General features: G+C 61.2%; 12 protein-coding genes. 4 read left to right on the top strand and 8 right to left on the bottom strand.

The annotated features are described in order from the left end of the window. Positions 1–131: 131 nt before the first annotated feature. From C2L65_RS31705 to C2L65_RS31730, 6 genes are all read right to left on the bottom strand, one after another. The gene (locus C2L65_RS31705) at positions 132–3,482 is read right to left on the bottom strand and encodes an adenylate/guanylate cyclase domain-containing protein (protein ID WP_042316023.1); all 3,351 of its coding nucleotides are present in this window, start codon (positions 3,480–3,482) and stop codon (positions 132–134) included. Between the two features lie 288 nt (positions 3,483–3,770). Continuing rightward, positions 3,771–4,259: a DUF3331 domain-containing protein gene (locus C2L65_RS31710; RefSeq protein ID WP_345789601.1), complete on the bottom strand. Its 489-nt coding sequence runs from the start codon at positions 4,257–4,259 to the stop codon at positions 3,771–3,773. A 5-nt stretch (positions 4,260–4,264) separates the two neighbouring features. Beyond that, positions 4,265–4,960 (bottom strand): glutathione S-transferase N-terminal domain-containing protein, encoded by a 696-nt coding sequence (locus C2L65_RS31715; protein ID WP_042316024.1) that lies wholly within the window; start codon positions 4,958–4,960, stop codon positions 4,265–4,267. A 269-nt stretch (positions 4,961–5,229) separates the two neighbouring features. Then, positions 5,230–5,775, bottom strand: a complete 546-nt coding sequence (locus tag C2L65_RS31720; RefSeq protein ID WP_042316026.1) for a carboxymuconolactone decarboxylase family protein — start codon at positions 5,773–5,775, stop codon at positions 5,230–5,232. Positions 5,776–5,963: 188 nt separating this feature from the next. Next, positions 5,964–6,599 (bottom strand): nitroreductase family protein, encoded by a 636-nt coding sequence (locus C2L65_RS31725; RefSeq protein WP_042316029.1) that lies wholly within the window; start codon positions 6,597–6,599, stop codon positions 5,964–5,966. A gap of 336 nt (positions 6,600–6,935) precedes the next feature. Further along, complete coding sequence (locus tag C2L65_RS31730; RefSeq protein WP_042316031.1) at positions 6,936–7,241, bottom strand: carboxymuconolactone decarboxylase family protein; 306 nt, start codon at positions 7,239–7,241, stop codon at positions 6,936–6,938. An 85-nt stretch (positions 7,242–7,326) separates the two neighbouring features. Here C2L65_RS31730 and C2L65_RS31735 point away from each other — a divergent pair, with 85 nt between their 5' ends. Continuing rightward, positions 7,327–8,277, top strand: a complete 951-nt coding sequence (locus tag C2L65_RS31735) for a helix-turn-helix domain-containing protein (protein ID WP_042316033.1) — start codon at positions 7,327–7,329, stop codon at positions 8,275–8,277. A 94-nt stretch (positions 8,278–8,371) separates the two neighbouring features. Here the strand turns inward: C2L65_RS31735 and C2L65_RS31745 are convergent, their stop codons facing one another. Beyond that, positions 8,372–8,788, bottom strand: a complete 417-nt coding sequence (locus C2L65_RS31745; RefSeq protein ID WP_042316036.1) for a cupin domain-containing protein — start codon at positions 8,786–8,788, stop codon at positions 8,372–8,374. A 93-nt stretch (positions 8,789–8,881) separates the two neighbouring features. Between C2L65_RS31745 and pdxR the strand changes: the two genes are divergently transcribed. Next, positions 8,882–10,288, top strand: a complete 1,407-nt coding sequence (gene pdxR, locus C2L65_RS31750; protein WP_042316039.1) for a MocR-like pyridoxine biosynthesis transcription factor PdxR — start codon at positions 8,882–8,884, stop codon at positions 10,286–10,288. A 220-nt stretch (positions 10,289–10,508) separates the two neighbouring features. Here the strand turns inward: pdxR and C2L65_RS31755 are convergent, their stop codons facing one another. Further along, positions 10,509–11,384, bottom strand: a complete 876-nt coding sequence (locus C2L65_RS31755) for a LysR family transcriptional regulator (protein WP_042316042.1) — start codon at positions 11,382–11,384, stop codon at positions 10,509–10,511. A 99-nt stretch (positions 11,385–11,483) separates the two neighbouring features. Between C2L65_RS31755 and C2L65_RS31760 the strand changes: the two genes are divergently transcribed. Both C2L65_RS31760 and C2L65_RS31765 read left to right on the top strand, forming a co-directional pair. Next, on the top strand, positions 11,484–12,485 hold the full coding sequence (locus tag C2L65_RS31760; protein WP_233446692.1) for an HPP family protein: 1,002 nt from the start codon (positions 11,484–11,486) through the stop codon (positions 12,483–12,485). 73 nt (positions 12,486–12,558) lie between these two features. Then, complete coding sequence (locus tag C2L65_RS31765; RefSeq protein WP_042316064.1) at positions 12,559–13,095, top strand: carboxymuconolactone decarboxylase family protein; 537 nt, start codon at positions 12,559–12,561, stop codon at positions 13,093–13,095. Positions 13,096–13,197 lie beyond the last annotated feature (102 nt).

Consider the following 13,197-nt stretch of genomic DNA (forward strand, 5'->3'; position numbering starts at 1 on the left):
AAAAACCTTAAATTCGAAAGCGGACCCGCCATAGTACGTACGCTGCCGTTCCCCGGACTGTTGAAGCATCGGATTGTTTTAATACTGACAGTGCCTTGGGGGGCTTTCGAGTACGCATTCATTCTCGCTCGTCACCGATCGCGCTTGCCAGAAGTCCGGACCACCGCCAGCGCCGCATCCACCGCACGTCGCGCCCCATCAAACCCCGCCGTCACCAGTGCCGCGCGCACCCCCTGAAGTTCTGGCAACAAGGCATCACCGGCGGAATCATCAAGCGCAGCAGCGAGCACTCGCCCGCGGGCCGCGAACAGCTGCGCCCACGGCAATGGCTCAGCACGCGTGTACTGCTCCAGCGCCTCGACATACCGCAGCGCACCCACTGAATCGCGCACCGACAGCATCGCATCGATCGCATCGCGGTAGAACCACAAATGATTGTGACCAACCGCACCGCGCCGCAGCAGATCGGCCCCCTCGGCAAGCAAGCGCACCCGCTCGGCATCATCATCGACAGCGCAACTCAGCGCACTCAATGCCTTCGGCGCGCTGAACTGCATGCCAACTTCACGGCACAGCGCCAACGACTCCCACAAAACACGCGCCGCCTCCTCGCGCTGCCCGCTTTCGAGCAACACACGCGCTTGCATCTCGAGGTTCTGCGCTTCGAAGCGGCGTGCGCCGAGTTGCCGGATCAACCGCATTTCCTGTTCAAGATGAACCCGCGCCGCGCGCATGTCGCCCGTTTCGTAGCACGCGAACACGCCCAGCGTTTCGCATAGCAACTGCGCGCGCGGCTGCCCAACAAGCGCCGCCTCGCGCGACGCAGCGACGGCATCGACACAGGCCTCGCGCGCCTCGTTCAGATAGATACGGCTAAAGCCTTGCATCGACCGGTTGGCCACTTCGATGCGACCGAAACCATGTTCGCGGCTCAACGCGACGCAACGGCTGAAGTGCTCGAATGCCGTGCGCATCCGCCCTTGCGCATAGGCGGCATCGGCGAGACCGCCCAGCGCGCGTGCCTCCGCTTCGGGCAAGCCGAGCCGCTGCGCGTAAGCGAGCCCGCGTTCGTGTTCGATCCGGCAGTCGTCAATGCGTCCAAGCGGGAACAGGATATTGCCGCGCAGATGATGCAGGCGCGCAAGTTCGCTCACGCTGTCTTCGCGTTCCGCTATCTGCTGCGCGGCGTCGAGTAACGCGAGCGCTTCGCTCAAGCCCTCGCTGACCCGCAAGCCTTCCGCCAGTCCAAGTTGCGCGACACAACGGCTAGCGTCATCGGGCGCTGCATCGACGGCCGAGCGATACGTGGCCATCGACGCAGGAATGTCCCCCAGATCGCACTGCAACTCCCCCTTGAAGCACGTCAGCGCATGCTTGTCGTGCGGCGACTGCGCGATCCGAAGCCCTCGCTCGATCAGAAGCAGCGCGGATTCCGTGAAATGCGCGGCCCGCTGCGCGTGCGCCGCATCGAGGCAAGCCTGCGGCGCGCGCTCGTCTTCGGCGCGATCCAGGTGCTGTGCGCGCAGCACGGCGTCGCTATCGGCGAACCAGTCGGCGGCGCGACGATGCAACTCGCGCCGCCGCGCCCGCAGCAGCGTTGAGTACGCGCTCTCCTGAATCAGCGCGTGCGCAAACAGAAAGTCATCGCCTTCGGGCAGCACGAGTGCATTGGCGACAAGCGTGCCGCAGTCGTAGTCCGGCTCGTCGATCAGCCGTCTGAGCAGCGCGAGCCCGAAGCGCTGCCCGATCACCGATGCCGCCTGGAACGCAACGCGGTCGCGCGCTTCGAGCCGGTCCATGCGCGCGAGCACGAGACTCTGGATCGACGCCGGCACGGCATCGCCACTGCCTTCTTCGGCGTTGTGCAGAAGCTGTTCGAGGAACAGCGGATTGCCGTCCGCCCGTTCGATGCAGGCAAGCGCCACGCGTTGCGTCGCGTCGATGAAATTGCCCGCGAGCGTCAGTGCTTCGTCGCGGCGCAACGGACCGAGATCGATCGTCGCGAGCGGCGTGTCGCGCATCCGGGCGCGCCACGCGGCATCGAGCGGATCGCCATCGATGCGCGAGGTCATCACCAGCAGTCCCGTGCCGCCTCCGATAGCAGACGCGAACGCGGACAGATAGCCCAACACCTCGGCGTCCGCCCAATGCAGGTCTTCGACGACAATCATGCTCGCGCCGCGCCGGCATGCGTCAGCCGTCAGCGCCGCGACGACGGCCTGCTTGCCGCGCTTGCGCGCGCCGTGATCCATCGCGTCGTAGAGCGTGCGCCATTCGCCCGATTGCGGCAGATCGAGCAGATCGTCGAGAAAGACGCACTGCTCGGGCTGGATGACACCATCGCCGACAAGGCGCGCGGCCACAGTCTTACGCTCTTCGATATCCGCCGCGGGCGACAGGCCTAGCAGGCTGTCGATGATCGCGCGCACCGGGTCCTGCCCCTTGCCGACGCCGAAGTCCAGCACGAGGCCCCGATGCACGGCGAAGCGATGCGTATGAGCAAACACGCGCATCTCATCGACGAGCCGGGTCTTGCCGATGCCCGCATCGCCGCGTACATAGACGACGTGTCCGGCTCGCTGTTCGACGCACGCGCGCACGATGCCACGAAACTGTTCCAGTTCCGCCTTGCGCCCGACGAACCGGCTGCGGCTCGCCCGCGCGGGTTCGCGCACCACGCAGGAGAGGCGCCACGCGCGCGCGGGCACGTCGATGCCCTTGAAGTGCATCTCGCCGATCGGCTCGCAGACCGCGCTGTCGCCGAGCGCGCGCCGCACACCGTCGGACAACAACGTCTGTCGCGCGCCCGCCGCCGAGACCAGCCGCGCGGCAAGATTCACCGCGTCGCCATGCACCGTGTAGTCCTGCGCATCGGCACGGCTGACTGCGCCCGCAACCACCTCGCCGCTGGCGATGCCGATATGCGCCTGCAAGCTTCGCGTGCTTGTCGCGCTCAACTGGTCGAGCGCGTCGTGAATGTCGAGCGCGGCGCGGGCCGCGCGCAGCGGATCGGTTTCGTGCGCCCGCGGCGCCCCGAAGAGCGCCATCACGGCATCGCCGATGTGCTTGTCGATGGTGCCGCCGTACGCGAGCACGATGCCGTCGACCAGCCCGGTGAAGCGGCCGATCAGTTCGCGCAGTTCTTCGGGATCGAGTGTTTGCGAGAGGGCAGTGAAGCCGCACAGGTCGGCGAAGAGCACGGTGACCTGCCTGCGCTCTTCCACTGGCGCGCTGACAGCGGGCGCGACAGGTCTATCGGGGGCGGGCCGGGCCGCAGGCGGCGCGTCGGCTCCCGAAGCCGACATCTGGGCAATCGCCGCCAGCAGCCGCTTGCGATGCCCGAGCGAGCGAACGCCGAGTTCCTTCAGATCCGCGTCCGTGAGCCCGGGCAGCATCGCCGCGTCGATGTCGTTGTCGGCAAACGCCTGTGTGTATTGCTCGAGCCCAAGTCCGCCCAGCCACAGTTCGATATCCATCGTCATCGCCGGAATCTGTTTCCCGTTGCGGGCTTAAAAATAGAACGGCACTTGTCTTGTCTAGTGTAGGTGTTGCGTACGTTAGGGCGCTAATTACGCGTTTCACCTTACGATTGCCTGAAGCCGAAGTGGACCGGACCGGTCGGCACGATCGCACGGGCGGGTCGCGCATCGCTCGCCCAGCCCTCGTGGATCGGCTTGAATCTCCGCTCGTTATCGGCGAGCTATCCCCGAAACGCACCCATTTGCAACTGACGCGACACGACCACCAGTCCGTTTGCGAACACCCTCACGTCATGAGAATTGAATCACTACCGATGCGAGTATCATGCGATCCCGATTCCCGGGTACATACGTTTCGCTGGTACGCGGCCTGAACACGGAATCACCCGGATCGATGCGCATGCCCGTCAACACGCAAAAGGACGGTCTGCGTGCGATACCTTTGCGCCACACCTGGTCAGCGTAGTATCCAGATTGCGGATCGCTCCAGCAGACACTGAGCGTTTGCGAGGTAGGCTGCTCGATAATGGAAATGCGAGCGGGGACCGGTTCGGCAACGACTGGCTCAAATGTCCGGGTTGCAGCGCGTCCGCTTCGGCGATACTTCTTTTTGCGGGTGTACGTGTTCGCAGTGGCCTCCGACGCAAACGGCTTCGGTGCCAAAAGAGCAATCAGTGCGCGTCGAACGATATTGTCCTCATTTCGACAGGTCATAGATTCACCTTTTTCGGAAGTGTTCTGCCCATCGAGGGCAGTCGCCATGGTGTCGGCTGGCGGCATCTCTTTTAAGCCGCGGTTACTTCCAGACCGCGCTCCACCGCTGGCCGCGCGAGACCACGGTCGAGCCAGCGCCGGACATGCGTGAAGCGGTCGAAACCGACCAGCTCGCGCGCCTCATAGAAGCCGATCAGATTGCGCACCCAGCCGAGCAGCGAGATGTCGGCGATGCTGTAGCCGTCGTCCATTACCCAGTCGCGGATAGCCAGCCGCGAGTCGAGCACACCGAGCAGCCGCGCCGACTCACTCACATATCGGTCACGCGGTCGCTTGTCCTCATAATCCCTGCCGGCGAATTTGTTGAAGAAGCCGACCTGACCGAACATCGGCCCGACACCGCCCATCTGCCACATCAGCCACTGGATCGTTTCGTAGCGCGTGTTGGGATCTGTCGAGAGGAACTGGCCTGTCTTGTCGGCGAGATAGATCAGGATCGCTCCCGATTCAAACAACGCCAGCGGCCGGCCGCCCGGCCCGTCGGGATCGTAGATCGCCGGAATCTTGCCATTGGGGTTGAGCGCGAGGAAGGCCGGATCGTGGTTCTCGTTCGCCGTGATGTCGATGCGGCGCGGCTCGTAGGCGAGGCCTGTCTCCTCCAGCATGATGCCGATCTTCACTCCGTTGGGTGTCGGCAGGGAAAAGAGCTGGAGCCGCTCGGGGTACTGCGCCGGCCAGCGCGTGAAAATTGGATGATCGAGTATCACTTCTCCCTCCTCGGTGATTCCATCCGTGGTTTTAAATTCAACTCTGCGTCGACCCTCGGACGATAAGCCTCCGTTCGACTTGTTGGGGACCTCCAGGGTTTGGCTACGTGTGGCTGCCCGTGTGCTCGTGATCAACCTCGATGACAGCGATCTACGCCCGGACACGTTCCCGAAAATCGTTCCTGGGTGCATCCGGGCTTTGGCGTTAGGCCTGCATCACATCAAACCTCCTGGAACCCTCGGAGAGGGTCGATGCGACGGTATCGAGTTCAGATCGAGCCAGCCGGCGTGACGGCGGGAAAATCCTTCTCGGGATCGAACACGTTGTTGATAAAGTTCGTCAAGGAGTACATGGCCACCAGCGCGACGATCTCCATGACGTTCGCATCCGTATAGCCAGCTTCGCGGACCGCTTTCAGATCGGCGTCACTGACCTTTCCACGGGTCTCGATGACTTTGCGCGCAAACTGGAGGGCGGCGTCCCGCTTCGGGTCGCTGGCATGGCCCTTCCGGGCGAGAATGATTTCATCGGCCGGCAGCTTGGCCATATGCTCCGCCGTAAAGCTGTGAACCGTCAGGCAATAGTTGCAGCCATTCAGTTCGGAGACAGTGAGCCCGATGCCGTCACGCGTCTTCACATCGAGTGCCTTGCTCAAGGAGCCGAGCAGGGCGGCCCATGCGTTGAACGCGATCGGGCTCTGCGCGAAGGTCGCCATCATGTTTGGGGTGAACCCAATGTTTTTGGTGAACGTATCGAGAGTCGGTTTCGAATCGGCCGGTACCTGGTCCGGCTTTAGAGCTGCAGTTCGTGGCATCGTAGTTTCCGTAAATTACTGGTTTCGCTAATTGGGGAAAGTCCGTGTGGGAACCGTCCCTCGGCTTACTTCGCGCCCAGGTCCTGGGTCGAAGCTGTTCGGGCCTGCACGTGGGAGGTACATTTGCGGTTGCCTCCCGCCTGGCAGCCGCTTAGTCGTTTAGCTCGGCCGCTATCGCGGCGACGCGCCTATACCAGATCCAGCACATCAGCCACCGGACGGCGCGGCTTCTGCGACCAGTTTCCTGCACGCTCCGAACCTACGGACAACAGCATGACGGGTACTTCGTCCTTGGCCAGTCCGAACTCGCGATGCACCGCTTCGGCATCGAAACCGATCATCGGCGTCGAACCCAGGCCCAGCGAGCGGGCCGCATAGATCATCGCCGCCGCGCCGAAGGTGCCGGTGCGTACTGCCTCGTCGCGTTGGCGCTGCGGGTATTCCATGTACAGATCGCGAGCGGGGATTTCCCATTCCGGCACCATCGCTGCCGGCATGACGCCTGCTTCAACCAGCGGAGCCAGGCGTTCTGGTATCACGCTGGAATCGGCCAGCTGGCCGCAGACGATGAAGGTAACGGCTGCTTCGGTGATCGCGGGCTGGTTCCAGGCGATCGGGCTGAGCCGAGCCTTGGCTTCACGCGTGCGCACGGCGATGAAGCGCCAGTTCTGCAAGTGGAAGGAAGTGGGCGCAGAGGTGCCGATGTGTACCAGCTCGCGAATCTGGTCGTCGCTCAAAGTGGCGGCGGGGTCGTAATACTTGGCGGCACTGCGGCTCAGGATACATTCGATGACGGCATTGGTCCTGGTGATTCCGTTGGTCATGCTTACTCCTATGGATGAAGGGAAGGTTGAGGCACAAGCGTGATTTCGTTCCAGGCGGACTGGCTTTCGTTCGAGTTGTTGGGCGACGCTTTCTCCTCTGCTTCCGGCGGTTGCTAAACGGACGAGTCGCTTGCCGTTGGCCCGCGGTACTTCGGCAACCGCGGATCGGCGCATACACGGAGAACGATGTCACACTTGTTTCGTATTCCTAATACGACACGCCTCAACTTCGTCGAATCCTCCCACGCCTGTACCAGCGCGAGCTTTTCGACCCTTACGCCTTTCTTCAGCGGGTCGCGATCGTGTTGAAGTCGAGACGCCTGCGCATGTGTTCGCTTAACCGCGGAACAGATGTGAAGCGTGCGTGATGGCACCGCCTGCACGAATGGCCGCCGCCACGAGTGCGGCTTCCGACAGTTGCGCTTCGCTGGCGCCTGCGTCGCGCGCAGCCTTTGTGTGCAGTTCAATGCAGTAGGGACACTGCGTCGTCAATGCGACGGCGATGGCAATAAGCTGCTTCTGTTGCACGCTCAACGCGCCTTCTTCAAAGACCGCCTTGTCAAATGCCCAGAAGCTTTTCATTGCTTCCGATGCGTTTTCCTCCAGCTTCTTGAGTCGGCTAAGATGCTTCATATCGAACATGGGTTTCTCCTGTAATCAATGGTCTGCATGCTTATAGTAGAGAGGTGCCCGTTCCATTTGGTCTCGATTTGGTTCGAATTCGTCCATGACTAGTCGCCCTATCTTTGAGCTTCCCGTCCTCGAACGCTTCCTTGCCGCACTGGACATCGGTGTGGCGAATTTCACCCTGTGCGACATTCGCGACGGCTGGAGCGCCCGCTTCGACGCCAGCGCAACGGCAAGCCTTCACTACTGCATGGAAGGCAGAGGCGCACTCGTGACGCAAACGGGCGAGCGCGTCGCGCTGAGTTCGCACAGTTTTGTGCTATTGCCGCCTGGCATCGCTTACGCGATTGAAAGCGACCATCCGTCGCCCAGCAACGAAACGAAACACGGACGTCTCACCGACTGGCCTTCGCGAGAAACAGTGCCGACAATCCAGGCGGGTGAAGGCTCGGCCGGCATCGCTACCGCATGCGGTGAATTGAAGTTCGACACGCATCACGGCACGGATCCATTTAGCGCGCTGCGTCGGCCGCTGATCGCGCAGTTCGACGGGCAGTCAGGTTTGAAGAACCAGTTCATCATGCTCCTGGCAGAATGCGCGCAGCCGAGGCTCGGCTCGCGTGCATTAGTGGAAGCACTGCTCAAGCAGTGCTTGATCATGGTGATGCGGCGGCAGATAGACGCTGGGGGAATCGAGCTGCCGTGGGCGACAGGTTTTGCCGACAAACGGCTCGCAGGGGTACTCGAAGCAATCTTTGAGCGCCCGTCATCGCCATGGACCGTAGAGCGGTTAGCCGATATCGCCGGCATGAGCCGTTCCGCGTTTGCCGCCCAGTTCATGAAGGCATTCGGGCAGCCGCCGATGAGCATGTTGAAGCTTGTGCGGCTACGAAAAGCGGCCGAATTGCTGGCGACGACCACGCGCCCGGTCGCTGAGGTCGCGAGGATGGTTGGATTCACGAGTCGAAGCAACTTCTCGCAGGCGTTCCACGCAATGCACGGCATGGATCCAACCGCTTTCAGGCGTCGTCCGGGCCTCGGCATGACGTAGCCGTAGACACCGCCAGGCGCCTTGATGTCTGTGGGCGCGATCGGGTTGTAGTCGAGACGCTTGCGCATGTGTTCACATCCTTGATGTGCCTGATTTACTTGGCTGGTGTGGTCAGGGGCTTGTCGTCGGAATCAGCCACGAACACCGCCAGCAGTTTCGCGGGCCTGGTCTTGCTCGCATTACGGCTCACACGATGAAGAGAACCCGGCTCCTCGAAGAAGCTTTCACCTGCGCGATAGATTCGCTTCGGGCCGTCGTTCACTTGTGACTCGATGGCGCCCGAGACGACATAGGCATAGATAAAGGCCGACTTCGCATGCTCGTGTGACGGCGACGCTCCGCCAGGGGCATAGTCGACGACGACGGCGGTCAACGACTTGCCCGGCATGTTGGGGATGGCATGCTCGAAACTGGGTATAACGGTTTCACCCGTCCCATGCGCAGTAGCAGACATTGCGACGGTGAAGGCAACGGTTACGCAGGCAGCAGCGAGGACAGATCGAATGTTCATGAGGATGCGTCTCCTTATGGCCCTTGTATTGTGGATGCACGCTGGGCCACAGGTAAGCACCAGGAATGAACATTTTTTATGTACCATGAACGCATGACCAAGCCGCTGCAAATACAGCTCGATCGGTCCGCGAAGGCTTCATTGGCCGAGCAGATCCGCAACGCAATCAGCACTGCAATAGAGAGCGGCGTGCTTGCGCCGGGAGCACGTCTGCCATCATGGCTGGACCTCGCAGCCCAACTTGGCGTTGCCCGGGGCACGGTGCGCGAGGCATATGACCGACTTGCCGACGCTCAACTCACTATTGCTTCTCGCGCGACGGGAACACGGGTGGCGGATCGGCCACCCGCTTCCGTTCAGGTGGAAGAACGGCCTGATCCGGGTTCGTTCATGGAGATGTACGGGGAACTCACGGCCGGGCCGGCGTTTTTCCAGATGGGCGTGCCCGCACAGGAAACGCTACCCGCCAGACTTTTCACAAAAGTTCGGTCATTCGCTTTACGCGCGGAATCCAGCGCATCAGTCGTCTATCCCGATCCTCGGGGCGAACTGGAACTGCGGCGCGAGATAGCTGCCTACCTCGCCATTTCGCGCGGCGTCACGTGCTCACCCGCACAGATCATCATCACGAGCGGGTTTAGCGGCGGGCTCGGACTGACACTCCGCGTATTGGGTCTGGAGGGCAAAAGGGCGTGGGTGGAGAACCCAAGCTTTCCGTTCACCCGACACGGGTTGGAACTCGCGAATATGTCCCTCTCGCCGATACCGGTAGATGCGGAAGGGCTCAATATCGACTACGGCCTCCAGCATGAGCCGAATACCGATCTGGTTGTCGTAACGCCAGGGCAGCAGGCACCGCTTGGTCCCACGCTATCGCTCGCGAGGCGTCTGCGCCTTCTCGACTGGGCTGCGAAAGAAAAAGTCTGGATCATTGAAGACGACTATCTGAGCGAACTGCAACTGACGGCACGCGCCGCGCCGGCGCTCGCGTCGCTTGATCGTGGCCAGCGCGTCATACATATTGGCTCCTTTAGCAAAACGATCAGTCCAGCACTGCGATTGGGATTCGTGGTCGCCCCCTTGCCGCTTGTATCCCGGTTCGCTGAAGTGGCAGCATGCCTCGCTCCCGCGCCTTGGCTGTCTGTGCAACTCGCGACGGCGCAGTTCATGCGCGACGGACACTACATGCGCCATCTGAGACGAATGAAGCGCCTTTATGCCGCTCAACGCGACGCGTTGCTCAAATGCCTCGAGGAGCGCGCTTTCGAGACCACGACTGCCGGTTTGGCCGTACTCGTGCGGTTGCCCGACGGCGTCTCGGACATCTCCATCGCGAGAGCATTGTTAGAGTTCGGATTGGGTCCGCCACCGCTGTCACCCTGGTATGCGTCGCCGGCCTCAGCGAGGTCAGGACTTTTGTTGGGTGTCGCGACCTCACCAGAGAGAAACCTCGCCAGAGCCTGCGACCGGCTGCATGAGGTGATAAGACGCTATACGTGAAGTTGCGATGCTATGTCAGAGCATAGTCCGGCAGTGCTCGCTGTTCGATCTCTTTCAGGCGTCTGAAGATATGCGTACTACTGACTGCAACTGGTCGGTTTCACCCGCTCGACAATGACATCACAAAGCTGACGCTGGCGTGGACCAACGTTTTTGTACGACGGGTTACGGCGACGTCGGCCAACAAGGGACGTTCGCGTCAATGCAACGAAACGTCCGCTTAGGGGCGATGGTCCGCCAAGGCGGGGTTTTCGGCTACGATTTTCACCAGGAAGTCCATGACGGCCCGTATTTGCGGCGAACGGCGCAGGTCTCGATGAACGGCCATCCAGATATCTCGCGAAAACGCTTCGCCACCGTACGTGAGGCGCTGCAGTTTCGCATCGGTATCGGCCAGGAAATCAGGGAGACCCGCCACGCCCGCGCCTGCCCGCGCCGCTACCAGATGGCCATTGATATCGCTGATTTCGCAGGCAATAGGCCTTTTCCCTGCAACGCTCGTCAACCACTTCTGCTGTGGCACGCCCACGAAGCCAGCGTCATAGGCGATGAACTCCCAGGCGGACGGATCGTGCAGATGAGGATAGTCCTTGCTCGCGTACAGACCAAACGACACGCGCCCCAGCTTCCGCGCGACGCTCGTGAGTTCCTCAGGCCGAGTCAGTCTCAGGACAACATCTGCCTCCCTTCGGCTTAGGGAGACCTGCCGTGCTTCGCACGAGACGGACAGTTGTACGCCTGGATTTGCACGACGAAAATCTGCTAGATGCTTAACCAGAAAATTCGCCACGAGGACGGGCGGTGCGCTGAGCGTGACCTTGCCGCTCAGCGGCGAACGGCTGGCGTCCAGGAGTCGTTCGACAGCGTACGCGCCTTCTTCCATTTCCTGCGCCAATTCGAACACGCGCTGGCCGATCGGCGTGAGCCTGCAAGTCCTGGGCTGGCGCTCGATCAAGCGGGTCTTGATTTCGCTCTCCAGTGCGCTCAAACGCCGACTCACCGTCGCGTGATCAACCTTGAGACTTCGGGCGGCGCCCGACAGCGTCCCGATGCGAGCGATAGCCAAGAAATATCGAATGTTTTCCCAATCGAACATCGGTGCATTAACGCAAGGTAGGGTTGCAGATACGCGAATATTCGCACAAATCCGAAATCCCTATCATCGGACTATGCCAGCCGATAGGGTTTTTTTCTGATGAGCATTTCCATGCGCCGCGACCGACGTGGCACGTTCACCGACGCATTGATCCTTGGGCCAGTGCTTTCGGTTGTTCTTCTCGCTGTTGTCGCGAAGGCGGCGCTTTTGACTGGCGCGTTCTACGTTCTTTTTCCCGAACTGGCCGCGTTGAGCTATGACGTGTTCACGCGCCCCGCGGGAGAGTGGGCACGCTCGCCGGTCATGCTGGCGATCACGCCCTCTGTGACCGCGGCACTGGGCACCGCGCTCACGCAAGCGATGGTGTACAGCCTATGGTCGGTGGCGATGACCATTGCCGGCGCGATACTGATCATCGGTTTGATGCGTTCGCCGATCATGCCAGCCATTTCCGCAGCCTTTCTGCCTCTCGTGTTCGGTATCACGAGCTGGTGGTATCCAATCTCCATCGCGGCCGTGATGGCGATTCTGGCCCTCGTCTCCACGATCTATGGCCGTATATTGGCTTCGGGCGATGTTGGTCAGGCGCCCGCGCTCGATACCGTGGCCCAAACCGATGAAATTGAGCGTGCGCCCCGGCTCGGGACGTGGCTACCCATTTTCATCTTCTTCGGGTTTGTTCTCGTGGCGTACGGATTAGCCCGCGTCACCGGTCTACGGCTGATCCTGTTTCCCCCGCTTGTTATGACCGCATTCGAGATCTTCACCAACGCCAACATCCGTCCATGGGCGAAGCGGCCCCTCACTTTGCCCCTTGTCTGCGCGTTCACCGCCGCTGTGGGGCTCGCCGCGCTTTTGTGGTTCGGCGCCGGCCCGTTGTCCGTCGTCGTTTCGTTGCTGGTCGGAATCGTGACATTGCGTGTACTGCGACTCCACTTTCCACCCGCGCTGACGGTGGGTTTTTTGCCACAGATCATGCTGCACCCTGATTGGCGTTTCGTGCTCGCGGTCACACTGGGTAGCGCGGCGCTTGTCGGCGCATTTCTGCTCGCTCGTCCGCTATTGCTCAATCAAAGCGCACCGCTCACAGCGAGTGACTGATCAGGTTAACCAGGCTTCACTCGCCATGTCGCCCGCTATTCGCCTATTTTTTCCCACCTCAAAGGAATATGTCATGCCTCGTCTCCATACTATCGCAGTGTCTGAAGCCACCGGCCACACAGCCGAATTGTTTAAAGGTGTCAAAGCGACTGTCGGCAAGGTCCCAAATTCATATATTGGAATCGGCGGTAATAGCCCGGTCGCGCTGGAGGCGGTACTGAGTCTGGAGGCATCGCTCAAAAAGAGTAGCTTGAGCGCGCGGGATATCGAAGTCGTTAAACTGGTCGTTAGCCAGACAACCGGCTGCGACTATTGCCTCGCCGCACACACGCTGTTGAGCAAAAAGATGGGTCTTGACCGTGAAGCCATTCTGGCGTTGCGTCAGGGCCGGCCGTCGGGCGACGCGCACGATGATGCGTTGGCCAGGTTTGTGCTGCATCTAATCACAACGAGCGGCACGGTTCAAACCGATGTGATAACGGAGGTCAAACAGGCCGGCGTCACTGATGCACAAATCGTCGATGTCGCGATGGCCATAGCCAGTATTGCATTCACCAATCTGTTTAACCGTATCAACGACACTACGCTGGACTTCCCTGCTGCGGACTAGTGCGAAAGCATCGGCTCCTTCTATCTGATAGCACTTGCGTGACCCCATGCGAGCGCAAGCGCTGCTGAAAATTGCCCGATGTTCGCGCTGACGGCGATCAAC

Origin of the sequence: Paraburkholderia terrae (assembly GCF_002902925.1) — a bacterium.
GTDB classification, from domain to species: Bacteria; Pseudomonadota; Gammaproteobacteria; order Burkholderiales; family Burkholderiaceae; genus Paraburkholderia; species Paraburkholderia terrae.

Excerpts from the sequence above, each read along its gene's own strand:
- C2L65_RS31720 (WP_042316026.1), bottom strand. The coding sequence starts at position 5,775 with ATGCCACGAACTGCAGCTCTAAAGCCGGACCAGGTACCGGCCGATTCG.
- C2L65_RS31725 (WP_042316029.1), bottom strand. The coding sequence starts at position 6,599 with ATGACCAACGGAATCACCAGGACCAATGCCGTCATCGAATGTATCCTG.
- C2L65_RS31755 (WP_042316042.1), bottom strand. The coding sequence starts at position 11,384 with ATGTTCGATTGGGAAAACATTCGATATTTCTTGGCTATCGCTCGCATC.
- C2L65_RS31765 (WP_042316064.1), top strand. The coding sequence starts at position 12,559 with ATGCCTCGTCTCCATACTATCGCAGTGTCTGAAGCCACCGGCCACACA.
- pdxR (WP_042316039.1), top strand. The coding sequence starts at position 8,882 with ATGACCAAGCCGCTGCAAATACAGCTCGATCGGTCCGCGAAGGCTTCA.
- C2L65_RS31745 (WP_042316036.1), bottom strand. The coding sequence starts at position 8,788 with ATGAACATTCGATCTGTCCTCGCTGCTGCCTGCGTAACCGTTGCCTTC.
- C2L65_RS31730 (WP_042316031.1), bottom strand. The coding sequence starts at position 7,241 with ATGTTCGATATGAAGCATCTTAGCCGACTCAAGAAGCTGGAGGAAAAC.
- C2L65_RS31710 (WP_345789601.1), bottom strand. The coding sequence starts at position 4,259 with ATGCCGCCAGCCGACACCATGGCGACTGCCCTCGATGGGCAGAACACT.
- C2L65_RS31735 (WP_042316033.1), top strand. The coding sequence starts at position 7,327 with ATGACTAGTCGCCCTATCTTTGAGCTTCCCGTCCTCGAACGCTTCCTT.
- C2L65_RS31705 (WP_042316023.1), bottom strand. The coding sequence starts at position 3,482 with ATGACGATGGATATCGAACTGTGGCTGGGCGGACTTGGGCTCGAGCAA.
- C2L65_RS31760 (WP_233446692.1), top strand. The coding sequence starts at position 11,484 with ATGAGCATTTCCATGCGCCGCGACCGACGTGGCACGTTCACCGACGCA.